Source organism: Streptomyces sp. Da 82-17 (genome assembly GCF_046098215.1).
Lineage (GTDB): Bacteria > Actinomycetota > Actinomycetes > Streptomycetales > Streptomycetaceae > Streptomyces.
This window is the reverse complement of sequence record NZ_JBJURH010000009.1, coordinates 135,827-151,039: the sequence shown is the minus strand read 5'-3', so window position 1 is coordinate 151,039 and position 15,213 is coordinate 135,827. Positions and strand designations below refer to the sequence as shown.

The window sequence follows — 15,213 nt, the reverse complement described above, 5'->3', positions numbered from 1 at the left end:
TCAGTGGCCTTGCCGGTGCGGGATCCGGGTTGGCTCAGTGGACCTTGCCGAGGAAGGCCCGGGTGCGCTCGTGGCGCGGGTCGCCGAGCACGTCGGCCGGGCGGCCGGACTCCACGACCACGCCGCCGTCCATGAACACGAGGGAGTCGCCGACCTCGCGGGCGAAGCCCATCTCGTGGGTGACGACGATCATCGTCATGCCGTCCCGGGCGAGGCCGCGCATCACGTCGAGGACCTCGCCGACCAGCTCCGGGTCGAGCGCCGACGTGGGCTCGTCGAAGAGCATCAGCTCGGGCCGCATCGCCAACGCCCGTGCGATGGCGACGCGTTGCTGCTGTCCGCCGGAGAGCTGCGCCGGGTAGGCATGGGCGCGGGCGGCCAGCCCGACCCGGTCGAGCAGGCCGGCGGCGCGCTCCCGGGCCTCGGCCTTGGGCTCCTTCTGGACCTGGACGGGGGCTTCCATGACGTTCTCCAGGGCCGTCATGTGCGGGAACAGGTTGAACCGCTGGAAGACCATGCCGATGCCGCGCCGCTGCCGGGCCACGGCGGCGTCGGACAGCTCGTGCACCCGGCCGCCGCGCTCCGCGTACCCGATGAGCTGATCCCGTACGTAGAGGCGGCCCGCGTCGATGGTCTCCAGGCGGTTGATGCAGCGCAGGAACGTCGACTTGCCGGAGCCGGAGGGGCCGACGAGGCACATCACCTCGCCCGCGGAGACGGTGAGGTCGATGCCCTTGAGGACCTCGGTGCGGCCGAAGCTCTTGTGCACGCCCTCGGCGCGTACGACGAGGGTGCCGGTGTGCGCCTCGGGGGCCGCGGTGGTCGTCATCGGTTCTCCGAGGGTGCGGGGCGGCGGGCGGCGAGGGCGGTGCGCAGGCGCTGCAGGGGTGTGGACGGCAGGTCGCGGCTCGACCCGCGTCCGTACCGGCGTTCCAGGTAGAACTGGCCGACGCTGAGCACCGACACGGCGAGCAGGTACCAGGCGCAGGCCACGGTGAGCAGCGGGATCTGCTGGAAGTTGCGGGAGTAGATGGCCTGGATGGAGGTGAGGAGTTCGGGCACGGCGATCACGGAGACCAGGGAGGTGGTCTTCAGCATGGAGATCACCTGGTTGCCGGTGGGCGGGATGATGATGCGCAGCGCCTGCGGAAGCACGATCCGGCGCAGAGTCTGCCGGCGGGTCATGCCGAGGGCGCCCGCGGCCTCCGTCTGGCCCTCGTCGACGGAGGCGATGCCGGAGCGGACGATCTCCGCCATGTACGCGGCCTCGTGCAGGCCGAGGCCGAGGAGGGCGGCGGAGGTCTGCGTGATCAGCTGGTTGGTCTCGAACTCGACGAACGTCGGGCCCCACGGCACGCCGAGCCCGATGTTCGGGACGATCGCGGCGAGGAAGTACCAGAACAGCAGCTGGACCAGGAGCGGGGTGCCGCGGAACGCCCAGATGTAGGCCCAACTCAGCCTGGACAGCAGGGGGTTGTCGGAGCGGCGCAGCACGGCGAGCAGCACGCCGCCGACGACGCCGATCGCCATGGCGGCGGCCGTCAGCCAGAGGGTGGTGGCGAGGCCTTCGAGGACGACGGGGGCGAAGAGGTGCTCGCCGACCGTGGCCCACTGCATCCGCTCGTTGGCGGCCCAGCCCTGGACGAGGAAGACCAGGAGGAACACGAGCACCGCGGACGCGGCCCAGCGGCCGGGGCGGCGCAGCGGGACGGCGTCGATCTCCCGACGGCCGCCCGGCGCCTCGGACTTGTGCACGCGGGTGGTGGGCAGCGTGGACTCGCTCATGCCGCGCTGCCGCCGTCCTCGGCGCCCTCGCCGTTCACGGTGGCACGCTCCACGGCCCCGGACTCGACGCCCCAGCGCTTGAGGATCTTCGCGTACGCGCCGTTGTCGATGACCTTCTGCAGGGCCTGCTGCACGGCGTCGACGAGCTGCTCGTCCTGCTTGTTCACGAGGATCCCGTACGGCAGGAAGTTGTACGGCTCGCCGACCTGCCGGAGGCGGCCGTTCGACTGCTTCGCCTGGTACGCGACGGTGGGGGTGCCGCCGACGAACGCGGTGGCGCGGCCGGTGGACAGGGCCTGGAAGCAGCCGACCGAGTCGGGGAACACCAGCGCCTTCGCGGCGGGCTTCCCGGCGGCCTTGCACTTCTTCGCCTGCGCCTCGACGTCCTCGACCTGGGCGGTGCCCTTCTCGACGGCGGCGGTACGGCCGCACAGGTCGCCGAGGGACTTCACAGCGCCGGCGTCCTTCTCCTGCACGAGGAGGGAGCTGCTGGTCCTGAAGTAGTCGACGAACGTGACGTGCCGGCGGCGTTCCGGCTTGTCGAGCATGGCCTGGATGGCGAGGTCGTAGCGGCGGGACTGGACGCCGCCGATGATGCTGTCGAAGCTGGCCGTGGAGAACTTGACGTCGACGCCCAGGACTTGGCCGATGGCCCGCATCAGCTCGGGTTCGACGCCGACGAGCGTCTTGTTGTCCTCGCCCAGGGAGACGAGCGGCGGGTAGTCGTCACCCTCCGCGACGACCAACCGGCCCGAGTCCCGGACCTTCTTCGGCAGCAGCGCGGCGAGCTTCGCGTCCTTGCGCTGGGCCGCGGGGGCGGCGCCGCCGGCCGCGGGGCCCTCCTCCCCACCCGCCGCACCTCCGCCGCACGCGGCGAGCAGGGGAAGCAGTGCGGCCAGCGCGGTACCGACGACGGCGGTGCGCTTCGTCCGGCGGGCTCTCGCCCCGGGGAGCCGTATGTCCATGGCAGTTGACCTTCCCTGGGTGGGCCGACCCGTTTCCGGCCGGTCGATGCCGATCAATCTGCGCCAGGGTCGGCGGCAGCACAAGATGAGTCACAATGAACATTGCCGCACAGGTTGTTCAGTTGAGCTGTTGCTCACCGCTATCGGCGGCACCGCTCCCACCTGCGAAGAGTGTCCGCCTCGGGGAAATGTCCGGCGGCTGCGGGGAGTTCGGTGGCGCCCGGCTCTGGTGGGGTGATGAGCGGCGTTGTTAAGTTCGGCTGATGCTGACTCCGACGCAGTTGCAGGCGATCCGCGATGTCGTCGCCACCGGTTCCCTGCGCGACGCGGCCCGCCGCCTCGGCTACTCCCCGTCCGCGGTCTCCCAGCAGATCGCCGCGGTGGAGCGGGCCCTCGGGGTGCCCCTGTTCGAGCGGTCGCCGCGCAGCGTCCGGCCCACCGCCGCGGGCGCCCAACTCGCCCGCAGGGCCGCCCGGTTGCTCGCCGACCTGGAGGCCGCCGAGGACGAGATGCGGTCCTTCGCGGCGGCCGAGCGGGGGCGGCTGCACCTCGGGAGTTTCTGGTCGGCGGGGTTCCGGCTGATGCCGGCGGTCCTCACGGACTTCCTGCGCGACCGCCCGCACGTCGACGTCCGCTACGAGGAGGGCGATCCGCCCGTCACGCTGCCCGCCGTCGCCGAGGGCCGCCTCGACCTGGCGGTGATCTTCGAGTACGGCACGGTCCCCCGCAACGACCCGCCGGACCTGGAACGCACCCTGATCCTGGAGGAGCCGCTGTACGTCCTCGTCCCCCGCCGGCACCGGCTCGCCCGGCGCAGGCGGATCCAGGTCGGTGACCTGGCCGAGGAGCGGTGGATCTGCTACCGGGAGGACACGGACGCGGCGCGCTGCCTGTTCCACATCTGCGCCGAGGGCGGCTTCCGGCCCGAGGTGATCTTCCGCACGAACGACTACAACCTGCCGTTCGAGCTGGTCCGCAACGGTCTGGGTGTCGCCATCGTGCCCGAGCTGGCGCTCAGCAAGTCGGACGACGTGCACCTGATCCGGCTCGCCGGCCCGACGCACGTACGCCGGGTGTTCGCGGTGCGCCGCTCCGGGGACCCGAACCCGTTCCTCGACCAGGCGGTCACGGTCCTGCGGACGGCCGCGGCCGGGATAGAGCAACAGGTCGCGGCGGCCGGGGAGTTGCCGTCGGCCGTGTAGGGGCGGGGCGTCGTGCGGTGGTGGTCAGGTCGACTGTTCGGCCGCGTTGCACGTGGGGCAGGTCAGGCGGCGGGCCGGTCGCTCGGGCATCACCTTGCCGGGGTTGGCCGTCTCCTGGAGTTCCTGGGTCTCCGTGTAGACGTGCTCGGGGCAGATCCCGGCTCCGCAGCGGCGGCAGACGGCCACGGCCTCCGTGGTTCCGCCGCGCTGGGCGCATTCGTAGCAGTTCATGGGCACACCTCTCCGGCCCCCGGGTGCCCCGGCGGGCGCGCCGCAAACGGCGGGGCGGGCGGTCAGCGGGCGGCGGGGCGCAGCAGCAGGCCCTGCGAGCCGGTCACCACGCACGGGGCGAAGCCGTCCGAGATGCGGTCGAGGAGCGAGCGCAGCCACTGGTCGTCCTCGACCGGTGCCCGCTCCAGGCGCAGCCTGCGGGCCAGGAGCGGCACCAGGCGCAGGTGGTCGAGGCGCCCGGTGTCGGGGTCGAGGGCGGCGAGGTGGAGGAGGCGCAGGTCGTCGCGGTAGCGCTCGTACCCGGTGATGCCCTCGTAGTCGTTGACGAGGTCGCCGCAGCCGTACAGGACGAGCCGTCCGCGGTAGGACTCGACGGGCCGCAGGTGGTGCGAGGAGTGGCCGTGGACGAGGTCGGCGCCCGCGTCGATCAGGGCGTGCGCGAAGGCGATCTGGTCGCGGGGGATGTCGTACCCCCAGTTGGAGCCCCAGTGCACGGAGACCACGACGAGGTCGCCGGGGTGTTTCGACTCCCGTATGCGCGCGGCGACTTCGGCCCGGTCGGCGGCTGTCCTCCCGGCCGTGAAGCTGACGCCGCTCCGGTCCGCCGTGGCCGCCCAGTCGTACGGGACGCCGCTGGACGGCATGCCGACGGCGAAGACCAGGAGCCGGTGGCTGGGCGGGAGCGGGACGGTCGCGGGGCGCTCGGCGGTGGCCGCGTCCTCGCCCGCGCCGGCGGTGCGGAGTCCGGCCTCGGCGAGGGCGTCGAGGGTGTCGGCGAGTCCGCGGCGGCCGAAGTCGAGGACGTGGTTGTTGGCGAGGACGCACACGTCGGGCCGTACGGCGCTCAGGCAGGGCAGGTTGCCGGGGTGCATGCGGTAGTGGATGGCCTTGCCGAGGGCGAAGCTGCGGGCGCGGGTGACGGAGGTCTCCAGGTTGAGCACGCGCGCGTCGGGCGCGGCCGCGTCGAGGATCTCCAAGGCGTCGCCCCAGGGCCAGGCGAATCCGGCGGGGCGCGGCACGGGCCCGTTGGCCTCCTCGGCGAGGCGTACGTAGTCGCGGGCGTCGCGCACGTAGCCCTCGCGCAGCTCGGGGTCGCCGGGGTGCGGGAGGATCTGGTCGACGCCGCGGCCCAGCATCACGTCGCCGCAGACGAACAGCGTGATCACTCCGGGCCTCCAGGGTCGCCCGCCTCAGTCGACGACGCTGATCAGCGCGAGCGTGATGTTGTCCGGGCCGCCCGCGTCGATGGCCGCCTTCCACAGCGCGAAGGCCGCGCGGCCGCCGTCGTCGCTGCGCAGCACCGCGTCGAGCCGGTCCTCGGGCACTGGGTCGGTGAGGCCGTCGCTGCACACCAGGTAGCGCTCGCCGGTGCTGAGCGGGCGTGTGCTGACGTGCGGGGTGATCTCGGTGAAGCTCGGGGCGCCGCCGATGGCCTGGGTCAGCACCGACGTGGTGGTGCGGCCCGGCGGCAGCGGCGGGTTGTCGTCGACGCTGAGCCGGTGCAGCATCTCGTGCCTGCTGGTCACGTCGAGCACACGGCTGTCCCCGACGTTGAACACCAGCAACTCCCGTTCCAGGACCACCACTCCGGCGATCGTCGTGCCCATGCCGGTCAGCCGCGGATCCCCGTCGGCGGCCGAGTACACGGACCGGTTGCAGACGTTCAGGACGTCCCGTACGGCCTCCTCGCTGGTCAGCTCCGTGCCGAGCGAGGCCAGGTGGCGTACGACGAGACTGCTGGCCACCTCCCCCGCGGGCTGGCCTCCCATACCGTCGGCGACCGCGACGACCAGCGGCGTACCGAGCGGGAAACCCAGGGTCTGCGGGTTCTCCGTCACGGTGGCGCACAGGGTCCACGGGCCGACGGCCAGGCTGTCCTCGTTGTGCTCGCGCATGAGCCCGGGGTGGCTCAGCGCGGTGACCGTCACGTACGGCATGTTCCTCCCGCCTCTCCGTACCGGCGGGCGCGTGCGCACTCCCGACTCCCATTGTCGCGCGCCTGCTCTGTTCCGGCGGGTCGGCCCGTTTGCGGGGCGGCGCGGACGGTACCCCGAAGGTACGGATGCGAGATGGGGGCGAGCACTGTGCTGTTCACCGACCGTGAGGATGCGGGGCGACGCCTCGCCGAAGCCGTCCGACACCTCCAGGAGGACAGACCCGTCGTCCTCGGCCTGCCCCGCGGCGGGGTCCCGGTGGCGTACGAGGTGGCGCGGGAGCTCGACGCCCCGCTCGACGTGATCGTGGTCCGCAAACTCGGCGTGCCCCGCCAGCCCGAGCTGGGCTTCGGCGCGATCGGCGAGGGCGGCGTACGGGTCCTGAGCGACGACATCGTGCGGCGGGCCCGGGTCGAGCCGGAGCAGATCGAGGCCGTCGAGCGGCAGGAGTCCCAGGAGCTGCGGCGCCGCGCCGAGCGGTATCGCGCGGGTCGGCCGCGGGTGCCGGTCGAGGGGCGGACGGTGATCGTGGTCGACGACGGCATCGCGACCGGCGCGACCGCCTCCGCCGCGCTCCGGGTGGCGCGCGCCCAGGGCGCGGCCCGGGTGGTGCTTGCCGTGCCGACGGCCCCGGCGGACACGGTGGGGCGGATGCGGCAGATCGCCGACGAGGTGGTGTGCCTGTCGGCGCCGACCCTGTTCGGTTCGGTCGGCGAGTGGTACCGCGACTTCTCGCAGACCACCGACGAGGAGGTCATGGGGTGCCTGGCCCGGGCGACGTCGGCGGCGGACCGCCCGGCCTCGTCGAACCCCGGCCGTACGGCGGGAGTCGAGGCCGAGGTGGACGTGGACGCGGGCGGGCTGCGGCTCGTGGGCGACCTGGCGCTGCCGGACGGCGCCGAGGCCGTGGTGATGTTCGCGCACGGCTCGGGCAGCAGCCGGCACAGTCCGCGCAACCGTGCCGTGGCGGCCGTGCTGCGCGAGGCGGGCCTCGGCACGCTCCTTTTCGACCTGCTCACCCCGGCCGAGGAGAACGACCGCGCGAACGTCTTCGACATCGACACGCTCTCCGCCCGGCTGCTCGGCGCGACGCGCTGGCTGCGCGAGCGCGAGTCGCTGCCCATCGGCTACTTCGGGGCGAGCACCGGCGCCGCCGCCGCACTGCGGGCCGCGGCCGACGACGGCGCAGTCGGCGCGGTGGTGTCCCGCGGCGGCCGGCCCGACCTCGCGGCGCCCCGCCTCGGCGACGTGCAGGCGCCGACGCTGCTGATCGTCGGCGGGGCGGACTCCCTGGTCATCGACCTGAACCGGTCCGCGCAGTCCGAGCTGACCTGCGAGAACAAGTTGGAGATCGTGCCGAGGGCCACGCATCTCTTCGAGGAGCCGGGCGCCCTGGACCAGGTCGCCGACCTCGCCCGGGACTGGTTCGTACGGCATCTCACCTCGGCGGGCGACCGGCCGGGGCCGGTGCACATCGTGACGTGACCGTACGCCGGAGATCCTCCGTGACCCCGTGACCTGGGGCTCAACTCCCGCCCGGAACACGACTGTTGACATGGTGCAGACCAATGCGGTTGGGTGCGGCCACCCCCACAACCGCAAGGGAGTCACCGATGTCGAGGACTCGTGTCCTGGCCGCACTGGCCTCCGCCGTGGCCGTCTGCACCCTCTCCGTTGTCATGCCCATGACCTCACAGGCGGCGCAGGTCGGCGCCGCGCAGCAGAGCGAGGCGGAGCGGGCCGGGCAGCGCAGCGCGGCCGAATTCGTCGTCAGCAAGGACCAGTTCGAGCAGATCTTCCCGAACCGCAACCCCTTCTACACGTACGAGGGCCTCACCGCCGCGCTCGACGCGTACCCGGCGTTCGCGAACACCGGCAGCGAGACGGTGAAGAAGCAGGAGGCGGCGGCGTTCCTCGCGAACGTCGGGCACGAGACCGGCGGGCTCGTGCACGTCGTGGAGCAGAACGAGGACAACTATCCGCACTACTGCGACGCGAACCAGCCGTACGGCTGCCCCGCCGGGCAGGCCGCGTACTACGGCCGCGGGCCGATCCAGCTGAGCTGGAACTTCAACTACAAGGCGGCCGGCGACGCGCTCGGCATCGATCTGCTGGGCGATCCGTGGAAGGTCGAGAAGGACGCGGCCGTCGCCTGGAAGACCGGGCTCTGGTACTGGAACACGCAGTCGGGCCCGGGCACGATGACGCCGCACGACGCGATGGTGAACGGCGCCGGGTTCGGCGAGACGATCCGCGCGATCAACGGCAGCCTGGAGTGCGACGGCGGCAACCCGGGCCAGGTGCAGAGCCGGGTCGACAACTACAAGCGCATCACGGCACTCCTGGGCACCGAGCCAGGCGACAACTTGACCTGCTGACCGGGGAGTTGACACGTTGACGGTACGGGCAGGGCTCCCTGTCCCGCCTTGCCCGTACCGCCGTCCTTGTCCGTACCGCCGTGCTAGGTGGTACCGCCCTTCTCGCCTACGCCTTTCCGGTGCCGCCGCTGCCGAAGGAGCCGCTGGTTCCGCTGTCCCATCGGCGCGGTTCCTGGTCGGCGCTGCGGCGGTCGCCGGAGGGGTTGAGGTTGTACGGCCGCAGGCGTTCGTCCTCGTCCGTGGCCTGCGGCACCTCCTCGGGCTCCCGCATCTCCCGGGTCTCGCGGACGGGTCCGGAGTCGGGAAGTGTCGGCTGTTCCTCGGGGCGCGGCGGCCGTGGCTCGCGGGAGCGCACCTTGTCGCCCAGCCAGAACGCCCAGATCAGCGCGCCGACGATGACGAGTCCGCCGAGGACCGCGCCGATCATCCCGAAGGTCGACGTGGCGGCCAGTTCGGCGGCCGCCGGGTCGAGGAGTCCGTACGCCGTGGTCATGGTGATCACACTCGCAGAGGGTTGCCCGAGGGGTTCGGCTTGTTGCCCGTTCGACTGGATCGAGTGGTTCGACTACCAGTAGTGCGGGCGTCCACCCACTGCGTGTCCGATCGAGCCGAGGAGCCAGAGTGCGGCTCCGACGACGACGAGGACGACGCCGATCGTCGTGAGGATGGAGATTCCGGCGATCAGTCCGATCGCCAGGAGAATCAGTCCGAGCACAATCATGTCTTCCTCCACTTCTCGGAGTGGCAGGTTCTGGGGCGTACGCCTCCTGCGAGCAGTCGGGCCGCCCAGGGTGACCGGGTACCCGCTGTGCGGCGGCTGAGACGCGCGGAACACTCCGGGTTTCCGTCAGGTTCCGGAGGGTCTCGGGGTGCTCGCCGACCGCTCGATGGCGATCATCGCCACGTCGTCCCGGAGCCGGCCGCCGACGTGGTCGAGGAGGTCGCCCTCCAGGCGGTGCAGGAAGGCGTCGGGGCCGCTCTCGTGCCAGCCGTCGACGCGTTCGGCGAGCGGGTAGAACGCGCCGGTGGAGTCGCGGGCCTCGACGGCGCCGTCCGTGTAGAGCAGGAGCAGGTCGCCCTCGGCGAAGTCGAAGGTGTCCACGTGGTAGTCGGGCCGGGTGACCTCGCCGAGGCCGAGGGGCGGTGCGGGGCGTGCGACCTCGACGGGTGCGGCCCGGCCGGCGCGCAGCACGAGAGGCGGCGGGTGCCCGCAGTCGACCATGAGCACCGTGCCGTCGTCGTCGGGGATGTCGAGTACGGCGGCGGTGATGAAGGTCTCCGCCGCGTGGTCCTTCTCGCCGGGCTCGGTCAGGCTCCAGCTGACGCTGCCGTCGAGGTACCGGACCAGGTCGACGAGGCCTGCCTGCCGGTGTGCGGCGGCCCGGAACGCGCCGACGAGCAGGGCGGCGTCGCCGACGGCGGTCATGCCCTTGCCGCGGACGTCGCCGATGAGAAGCCGCGTACCGGTGTCGGTGCGCACCGCCGCGTACAGGTCGCCGCCGATCTCCGCCTCGTCCTCGGCGGCGACGTACAGGGAGGCGACGCGCAGCGGGCCGATCTCCGCGGGCAGCGGGCGGAGCACACCGCGCTGGGCGGCCTCGGCCACGTACCGGACCTGGTACAGCTGCCGGTCGTGCCGTTCCCGCAGGACGCAGAAGACGACGAGGCTCGATCCGACGAGGACCAGGGCGGCGATCTGCGCCTGGTGGTTGGCGGAGAACAGCTCGTCGGCGTCGCGCAGCACGGCGATGACGGCCTGGGCGACGACGGCGAGGGCGGCGATCAGCCCGGTCAGCCAGGGGCCGGCGAAGGCGGCGGTGACGGCGGGCGCGGCGACGAGGAGCGGGCCGAGGTGGATGTGGGCGGGCGCGAGCACGTCGATGACGGCGACCAGCACGATCAGCGCGACGGGGAGGACCAGCAGCAGCCGCTCGCCCCGGCCCGACCGACGTAGACCATCGACCCGCTGCACCATGCTTCATCTCTACACCGGGCCTGCGGCTCCCGCACGACGGTACGGGCGGGGGTGCGGGCGGAGTGCGGGCGGCGGGCGTCCGGGGGCTCACTCCAGGACCGGCCGCCAGCGTTCGGCCGAGCTCAGCATGTCCCCGATGACGCGCTCCAGATACGTCCCGGCCTTGGCGAGGCGCTGTCCGACGGGGGTGTCGAGGCCGACGGCCTCCGCGGTCGCCAGCGCGGCGTGCGCCGACTCCAGGGTCTGGCGGGCGCTGATCACGATGGAGTTGTACCAGGCCTCGTCGTCGATCACGTACACGTCCCGGCGCCGCCGCGGATCGCGCTCGCGCCGTACGTACCCCTGCTCGACGAGGAACTTCACGGACACCGACACGGAGGCGGCGCTGACGCCGAGCCTGCGGGTGAGCTCGGCGGCGGTGCGGCGGCCGTCCTCGGCGAGCAGCAGGTCGACGTGGACGCGGGCGGTCATCCGCGGCAGCCCCGAGCGGACGGCGAGCTCGACGATCCGCTCCTCCATCGCGCCGCCGAGCCGCTCTTCGGCACGCGCGGGCGCGGGCGTGCCCCGGCGGGCGCGGCGGGCGGTGGCGTGCTGGGCGCGCTGCGGGCGGTAGTCGCCGGGGCCGCCGTTGCGGGCGATCTCGCGGCTGACGGTCGACGTGGGCCGGTCGAGCCGCCGGGCGATCTCCGCGTACGAGAGTCCTTCGGCGAGTCCGGTCGCGATGCGTGCGCGGTCCTGCTGGGTCAACCGTCCTCCTGGCATGCCGCCAGTATCACGTTCGTGCGAGCTCATTGCAATGCAACGTTGCATTCGAGGGCAGCGTCATTGCATCAATATAGAGCCTCTGACCTGCATAACCAGAAGAATCAGTATTGCTCGAACCGCGAATGCAACGTAGCTTTCACCACACGTAAAAACTTCAGAGACGTCTGACGCGTGATGTCAGGAGATGAGGAACAGCCATGAGCGAATCCCTTCACACCGTCACCGCACTGCCGACGGAACGCCCCGCCGGATGCCCCTTCGGCCCGCCCGCCGAGCTGCTCGAAGCACGCCGGCACGGCCCCATCAGCCGGTACACGCACCCCGGCGGCAAGCCCGGCTGGCTGATCACCGGGGACGAGCTCGTCCGGGCGGTGCTCACCGACGCACGGTTCAGCTCGCGCAAGGAACTGCTGAACGTCGTCGACTTCGAGATCCCGCCCGCCCCGCCCGGCGAGTTCCTGCTCACCGACGACCCGCAGCACAGCCGCTACCGCAAGCCGCTGATCGGCAAGTTCACCGCGCGCCGGATGCGGCTCCTGACCGAGCGGATCGAGCAGATCACCGCGGACTGCCTGGACGCGATGGAGCGGACCGGCCCGCCCGCGGACCTGGTGACCGCGTTCGCGAAGCCGATCCCCACCATCGTCATCTGCGAACTCCTCGGTGTTCCGTACGAGGACCGGGACGCCTTCCAGGAGCAGATCGACAAGTTCATGAACGGCGAGACGAGCGACGAGGACCTGATCGCCGCGTACACGGCCACACAGACCTATGTCGCCGAGCTGGTGGCCGCCAAGCGCGCGCACCCCACCGACGACGTGCTCAGCGAACTCACCGACAGCGACCTGACCGACGAGGAGTTGCAGGGCATCGGCCTGATCCTGCTCGCGGCCGGGTTCGACACGACGGCGAACATGCTGTCCCTCGGCACGTACGCGCTGCTCCAGCACCCGGACCAGCTCGCCGCCCTGCGCGCCGACCCCGCACTCGCCGACCGGGCGGTGGAGGAGCTGATGCGGTACCTGACCGTCGCCAAGTCCTTCATGCGGACCGCGCTCGTGGACGTGGAGCTGGGCGGGCAGACCATCGAGGCCGGCACGACGGTCGTCCTCTCGTACCACACCGCCAACCACGACCCCGAGCGGTTCACCGACCCGCACGTCCTGGACCTGAACCGGCAGGAGGGCGGGCACCTGGGCTTCGGCCACGGGCCGCATCTGTGCCTCGGCCAGCAGCTGGCGCGCATCGAGATGCGGGTCGCCTTCACGGCCCTCCTCGACCGCTTCCCCACGCTCCGCCTCGCCGTCCCGGCCGAACAGGTCGCCCTGCGGCCGGAGTCGGCGGACGTGTACGGGGTGAAGAGCCTGCCGGTGACCTGGGACGTGTGACCTCGCGGTGCGCGGGTCAGGACCAGGGCAGGACCAGCGCGCCCCAGGCCACGACCGGGCCGAGGGCCACGATGCCGCCGGTGTAGCCGATGACCTGCCGGTAGAAGCGGCGGCCGTCGACGCCGCGGGCGTTGCTCAGGACGAGGGCGCCGTTGGTGGAGAACGGGGACGTGTCCACGATCGTCGTCGACACGGCGAGCGCGGCGATCAGTCCGGCCGGGCTGAGGTGGCTGGAGAGGAGGAGGGGGACGGCGATCGGGATGATCGCCGTGAGGATCGCCGTCGACGAGGCGAAGGCGGAGGTGACGGCGACGGTGAAGCAGAGGACGAGGGCGACGACGAGCGGTGCGCCGAGCCCGGCGGCGTGCTCCGAGATCCGCTCGATGACGCCCGCCTTCTCCAGCATCGCGATGTACGTCATCATGCCGGTCACCAGCAGCAGCGTCGGCCAGCTGATGCCGTCCACGGCCCGTTCCTGCTGCTTCATGTCGACGAGGGCGAGGAGCGCTCCGGCGACCAGGGCGAGGAAACCGATCTCCAGCTGGAAGCCGAGCGCGCCCACCACGAGCCCAAGCAGACAGGCGAGGGTGAGCCACTGCCGCCAGTCGGGCCGGCCGTGCTCCTCCGGGGCGTCCGCGGAATCCGGCGCCGCGCCCTCGTCGGTGAGCGGGGCGGGGCGCTTGGCGAGGAGGGCGTAAGTGGCAAGCGACAGCAGCAGGTTGATGGCGAAGCTCGCGCTGAACAGCATGACCGGCGAGACGTGCAGGCTGGTCTCGTCGACGAGGCCGAGGACGAGCGCGCCGGAGACGGCCAGCGGTGAGAAGGCGCCCGCGTGCCCGCCGCTGATCACCATCATCCCGACGACCAGCGGGTTGAGCCGGTAGCGGTACGCGAAGTTCATGCCGATCGGCATGAGGATCGCGACGGCGGCCGGGGTGAACGTCCCGAAGGCCGTGAGCAGCGCCGCGACGAGGAACAGCACCCACGGGATGAGCGCCACTCGGCCGCGTACGAGCCGGACACCGGCGGCGACGAGGAGGTCGATGGTGCCGTTGCGGCGGGCCACCGAGAACAGATAGGTGACGCCGACGATGGTCAGGAACAGCTTGACCGGGAAGCCCTCGAAGATCTCCTCCTCGGTGAGCCCGAGCGAGGCGGTGCCGACGGCGAAGGTGGCGCAGAACGCGAGGATGCCCAGGTTGATCGGCAGCACGGTGCCGACCACGAACATCACCAACAGCGCGCCTACGGAGAGCAGTTCAGGAGACATCAGTGTCCTCTGGGTGGGCTGGGGAGGGCCAGGGCGGGAGCGGGGGGCGGGGTCGGGACGTAGATCAGGGCGTCGGCGATGAGGCGGGCCGCGCGCTGCACGGTGACGCGTCCGGGCAGTCCGTCGCGTACGTCCTCGCAGCGGACCTCGACGACCCCCGCGGGCGTGCCGATGCGCAGCCGGCCGGAGCGGTCCGGGCGGGCGTGGCGCTCGACCACCGAGCCCTCGACGAGCGCGGCGGCGGCGATCGCGACGGCGGAGGTCAGGCCGACCGCCGGGTGCGGCGCGTTCATCGACAGCATCCGCACCGAGACGTCGTACGCGTCGGCCGGGACGGGGTCGCCGAGCGTGCTGGTGTACGCGACCGGCGGGCCGACGAGCCCCACCTTCGGCACCGCGTCGCCGGGCTCGGCGCCGGGCGTGCTCAGCCCCAACTCCGTTGCGCAGGCGTGCCGTACGGACCGCAGCCAGGGCACGAGTCCGGTCATGGCGTCCAGGGGTTCGGCCCCGGTGTGCCCGGCGCTCGCGGCGTCGACGAGGGCGACGGGCGCGCCCGCGTCCACCATGCTGACCCGCACCGGCCCGGCGCCGCCGGGCCGCACGTCCTGCGCGGGCAGGCCCGTCGGCAGCAGCGCGCCCGTCGTACGACCCGCCGGGTCACGGAAGGCCAGGCCGACGGCGACGCCTCCGGCGCGGGTGCCGGGCACGGTCTGGTCGCCGAACTCGTGCACCACCGAGCCGGTCGTGTCGACCCAGCCCTCAAGCACCGCACCGGTGTTGGTGTTGCGCATGACGACCCGGGTGCGGTCGCCGGTGATCGGCACCAGGCCCTTGGCGACCGCGTACAGGGCCACGCCGGTGGCGCAGTTGCCGCAGTTGCTGGTCCACTCGACGTTCCCGGTGCCGATGCCGACCTGCGCGAACAGATAGTCCACGTCGACGCCGGGCTCCGGGGACGCGGCGACGACGGCCGCCTTGGACGTGGTGGGGGTCGCGCCGCCGACGCCGGCCGGCTCGACGGGGTCGGCCGAGCCGTACGCGGCGACGAGGAGTTGCTCCAGGGCGTCGCGGTCGGCGGGGACGTGGACCTGCTGGAACAGCCAGCACTTGCTGGTGCCGCCACGCACCAGAGTCGCGGGAGTGTGCACGTTCTTGGGTTCTTCCTCGAAGGACCCCAGAGGCCGCGATGGCCCCCGGAGGGTCAGCACGTCAGCGGGCCGAGCACCCGGTTGCCGGGGCATTTCCTCCCGGTTTCCGCGCAGTTGCCGCTCGGCGAATGCGACGACCTTCGCAGAGCCCCGACTTGGGCACAATGGCAGT

General features: G+C 72.2%; 16 protein-coding genes. 4 read left to right on the top strand and 12 right to left on the bottom strand.

The genetic code is table 11. The features are described 5' to 3' along the window. Positions 1 to 34: 34 nt before the first annotated feature. The 3 genes from ACIDOF_RS17810 to ACIDOF_RS17800 are packed head-to-tail and all read right to left on the bottom strand — an operon-like array spanning position 35 to position 2,750. On the bottom strand, positions 35 to 829 hold the full coding sequence (locus ACIDOF_RS17810) for an amino acid ABC transporter ATP-binding protein (RefSeq protein WP_409006872.1): 795 nt from the start codon (positions 827 to 829) through the stop codon (positions 35 to 37). After that, positions 826 to 1,785, bottom strand: coding sequence for an amino acid ABC transporter permease (locus ACIDOF_RS17805; protein ID WP_409006871.1), 960 nt, complete (start codon positions 1,783 to 1,785; stop codon positions 826 to 828). The genes ACIDOF_RS17810 and ACIDOF_RS17805 overlap by 4 nt, the downstream gene beginning before the upstream one ends. Next, a complete protein-coding gene (locus ACIDOF_RS17800; protein ID WP_409006870.1) occupies positions 1,782 to 2,750 on the bottom strand; it encodes an ABC transporter substrate-binding protein in 969 nt (322 codons plus the stop codon). The genes ACIDOF_RS17805 and ACIDOF_RS17800 overlap by 4 nt, the downstream gene beginning before the upstream one ends. Before the next feature lie 263 nt (positions 2,751 to 3,013). On the opposite strand from ACIDOF_RS17800, the gene ACIDOF_RS17795 reads away from it, so the two are divergent. After that, positions 3,014 to 3,952 (top strand): LysR family transcriptional regulator, encoded by a 939-nt coding sequence (locus ACIDOF_RS17795; RefSeq protein WP_409006869.1) that lies wholly within the window; start codon positions 3,014 to 3,016, stop codon positions 3,950 to 3,952. 24 nt (positions 3,953 to 3,976) lie between these two features. Here the strand turns inward: ACIDOF_RS17795 and ACIDOF_RS17790 are convergent, their stop codons facing one another. The 3 genes from ACIDOF_RS17790 to ACIDOF_RS17780 form a co-directional block, all read right to left on the bottom strand. Further along, on the bottom strand, positions 3,977 to 4,183 hold the full coding sequence (locus tag ACIDOF_RS17790) for a DUF2180 family protein (RefSeq protein WP_409006868.1): 207 nt from the start codon (positions 4,181 to 4,183) through the stop codon (positions 3,977 to 3,979). A 62-nt stretch (positions 4,184 to 4,245) separates the two neighbouring features. Further along, positions 4,246 to 5,319: a CapA family protein gene (locus tag ACIDOF_RS17785; protein WP_409007065.1), complete on the bottom strand. Its 1,074-nt coding sequence runs from the start codon at positions 5,317 to 5,319 to the stop codon at positions 4,246 to 4,248. 54 nt (positions 5,320 to 5,373) lie between these two features. Further along, positions 5,374 to 6,120 (bottom strand): PP2C family protein-serine/threonine phosphatase, encoded by a 747-nt coding sequence (locus tag ACIDOF_RS17780; protein WP_409006867.1) that lies wholly within the window; start codon positions 6,118 to 6,120, stop codon positions 5,374 to 5,376. A 147-nt stretch (positions 6,121 to 6,267) separates the two neighbouring features. On the opposite strand from ACIDOF_RS17780, the gene ACIDOF_RS17775 reads away from it, so the two are divergent. After that, positions 6,268 to 7,602: a phosphoribosyltransferase family protein gene (locus ACIDOF_RS17775; protein ID WP_409007064.1), complete on the top strand. Its 1,335-nt coding sequence runs from the start codon at positions 6,268 to 6,270 to the stop codon at positions 7,600 to 7,602. Positions 7,603 to 7,730: 128 nt separating this feature from the next. Continuing rightward, positions 7,731 to 8,495: a chitinase gene (locus ACIDOF_RS17770; RefSeq protein ID WP_409006866.1), complete on the top strand. Its 765-nt coding sequence runs from the start codon at positions 7,731 to 7,733 to the stop codon at positions 8,493 to 8,495. Positions 8,496 to 8,601: 106 nt separating this feature from the next. Here the strand turns inward: ACIDOF_RS17770 and ACIDOF_RS17765 are convergent, their stop codons facing one another. The 4 genes from ACIDOF_RS17765 to ACIDOF_RS17750 all read right to left on the bottom strand — a co-directional run bounded on the left by ACIDOF_RS17765 (position 8,602) and on the right by ACIDOF_RS17750 (position 11,217). Beyond that, the gene (locus tag ACIDOF_RS17765) at positions 8,602 to 8,988 is read right to left on the bottom strand and encodes a DUF6479 family protein (RefSeq protein WP_409007063.1); all 387 of its coding nucleotides are present in this window, start codon (positions 8,986 to 8,988) and stop codon (positions 8,602 to 8,604) included. Between the two features lie 72 nt (positions 8,989 to 9,060). Further along, the gene (locus tag ACIDOF_RS17760) at positions 9,061 to 9,216 is read right to left on the bottom strand and encodes a DUF6131 family protein (protein ID WP_409006865.1); all 156 of its coding nucleotides are present in this window, start codon (positions 9,214 to 9,216) and stop codon (positions 9,061 to 9,063) included. A gap of 126 nt (positions 9,217 to 9,342) precedes the next feature. Next, positions 9,343 to 10,470, bottom strand: coding sequence for a PP2C family protein-serine/threonine phosphatase (locus tag ACIDOF_RS17755; protein ID WP_409006864.1), 1,128 nt, complete (start codon positions 10,468 to 10,470; stop codon positions 9,343 to 9,345). 87 nt (positions 10,471 to 10,557) lie between these two features. Then, on the bottom strand, positions 10,558 to 11,217 hold the full coding sequence (locus ACIDOF_RS17750; RefSeq protein WP_409006863.1) for a helix-turn-helix domain-containing protein: 660 nt from the start codon (positions 11,215 to 11,217) through the stop codon (positions 10,558 to 10,560). 215 nt (positions 11,218 to 11,432) lie between these two features. Between ACIDOF_RS17750 and ACIDOF_RS17745 the strand changes: the two genes are divergently transcribed. Continuing rightward, positions 11,433 to 12,623, top strand: a complete 1,191-nt coding sequence (locus tag ACIDOF_RS17745) for a cytochrome P450 (RefSeq protein WP_409006862.1) — start codon at positions 11,433 to 11,435, stop codon at positions 12,621 to 12,623. Between the two features lie 16 nt (positions 12,624 to 12,639). Here the strand turns inward: ACIDOF_RS17745 and ACIDOF_RS17740 are convergent, their stop codons facing one another. Both ACIDOF_RS17740 and ACIDOF_RS17735 read right to left on the bottom strand, forming a co-directional pair. Continuing rightward, on the bottom strand, positions 12,640 to 13,893 hold the full coding sequence (locus tag ACIDOF_RS17740; RefSeq protein WP_409006861.1) for an SLC13 family permease: 1,254 nt from the start codon (positions 13,891 to 13,893) through the stop codon (positions 12,640 to 12,642). Beyond that, on the bottom strand, positions 13,893 to 15,041 hold the full coding sequence (locus ACIDOF_RS17735) for a PrpF domain-containing protein (protein ID WP_409006860.1): 1,149 nt from the start codon (positions 15,039 to 15,041) through the stop codon (positions 13,893 to 13,895). Before ACIDOF_RS17735 ends, ACIDOF_RS17740 begins: the two co-directional genes overlap by 1 nt. Positions 15,042 to 15,213: the final 172 nt, after the last annotated feature.

Excerpts from the sequence above, each read along its gene's own strand:
- ACIDOF_RS17810 (WP_409006872.1), bottom strand. The coding sequence starts at position 829 with ATGACGACCACCGCGGCCCCCGAGGCGCACACCGGCACCCTCGTCGTA.
- ACIDOF_RS17805 (WP_409006871.1), bottom strand. The coding sequence starts at position 1,785 with ATGAGCGAGTCCACGCTGCCCACCACCCGCGTGCACAAGTCCGAGGCG.
- ACIDOF_RS17800 (WP_409006870.1), bottom strand. The coding sequence starts at position 2,750 with ATGGACATACGGCTCCCCGGGGCGAGAGCCCGCCGGACGAAGCGCACC.
- ACIDOF_RS17795 (WP_409006869.1), top strand. The coding sequence starts at position 3,014 with ATGCTGACTCCGACGCAGTTGCAGGCGATCCGCGATGTCGTCGCCACC.
- ACIDOF_RS17790 (WP_409006868.1), bottom strand. The coding sequence starts at position 4,183 with ATGAACTGCTACGAATGCGCCCAGCGCGGCGGAACCACGGAGGCCGTG.
- ACIDOF_RS17785 (WP_409007065.1), bottom strand. The coding sequence starts at position 5,319 with ATGCTGGGCCGCGGCGTCGACCAGATCCTCCCGCACCCCGGCGACCCC.
- ACIDOF_RS17780 (WP_409006867.1), bottom strand. The coding sequence starts at position 6,120 with ATGCCGTACGTGACGGTCACCGCGCTGAGCCACCCCGGGCTCATGCGC.
- ACIDOF_RS17770 (WP_409006866.1), top strand. The coding sequence starts at position 7,731 with ATGTCGAGGACTCGTGTCCTGGCCGCACTGGCCTCCGCCGTGGCCGTC.
- ACIDOF_RS17765 (WP_409007063.1), bottom strand. The coding sequence starts at position 8,988 with ATGACCACGGCGTACGGACTCCTCGACCCGGCGGCCGCCGAACTGGCC.
- ACIDOF_RS17760 (WP_409006865.1), bottom strand. The coding sequence starts at position 9,216 with ATGATTGTGCTCGGACTGATTCTCCTGGCGATCGGACTGATCGCCGGA.
- ACIDOF_RS17755 (WP_409006864.1), bottom strand. The coding sequence starts at position 10,470 with ATGGTGCAGCGGGTCGATGGTCTACGTCGGTCGGGCCGGGGCGAGCGG.
- ACIDOF_RS17745 (WP_409006862.1), top strand. The coding sequence starts at position 11,433 with ATGAGCGAATCCCTTCACACCGTCACCGCACTGCCGACGGAACGCCCC.
- ACIDOF_RS17740 (WP_409006861.1), bottom strand. The coding sequence starts at position 13,893 with ATGTCTCCTGAACTGCTCTCCGTAGGCGCGCTGTTGGTGATGTTCGTG.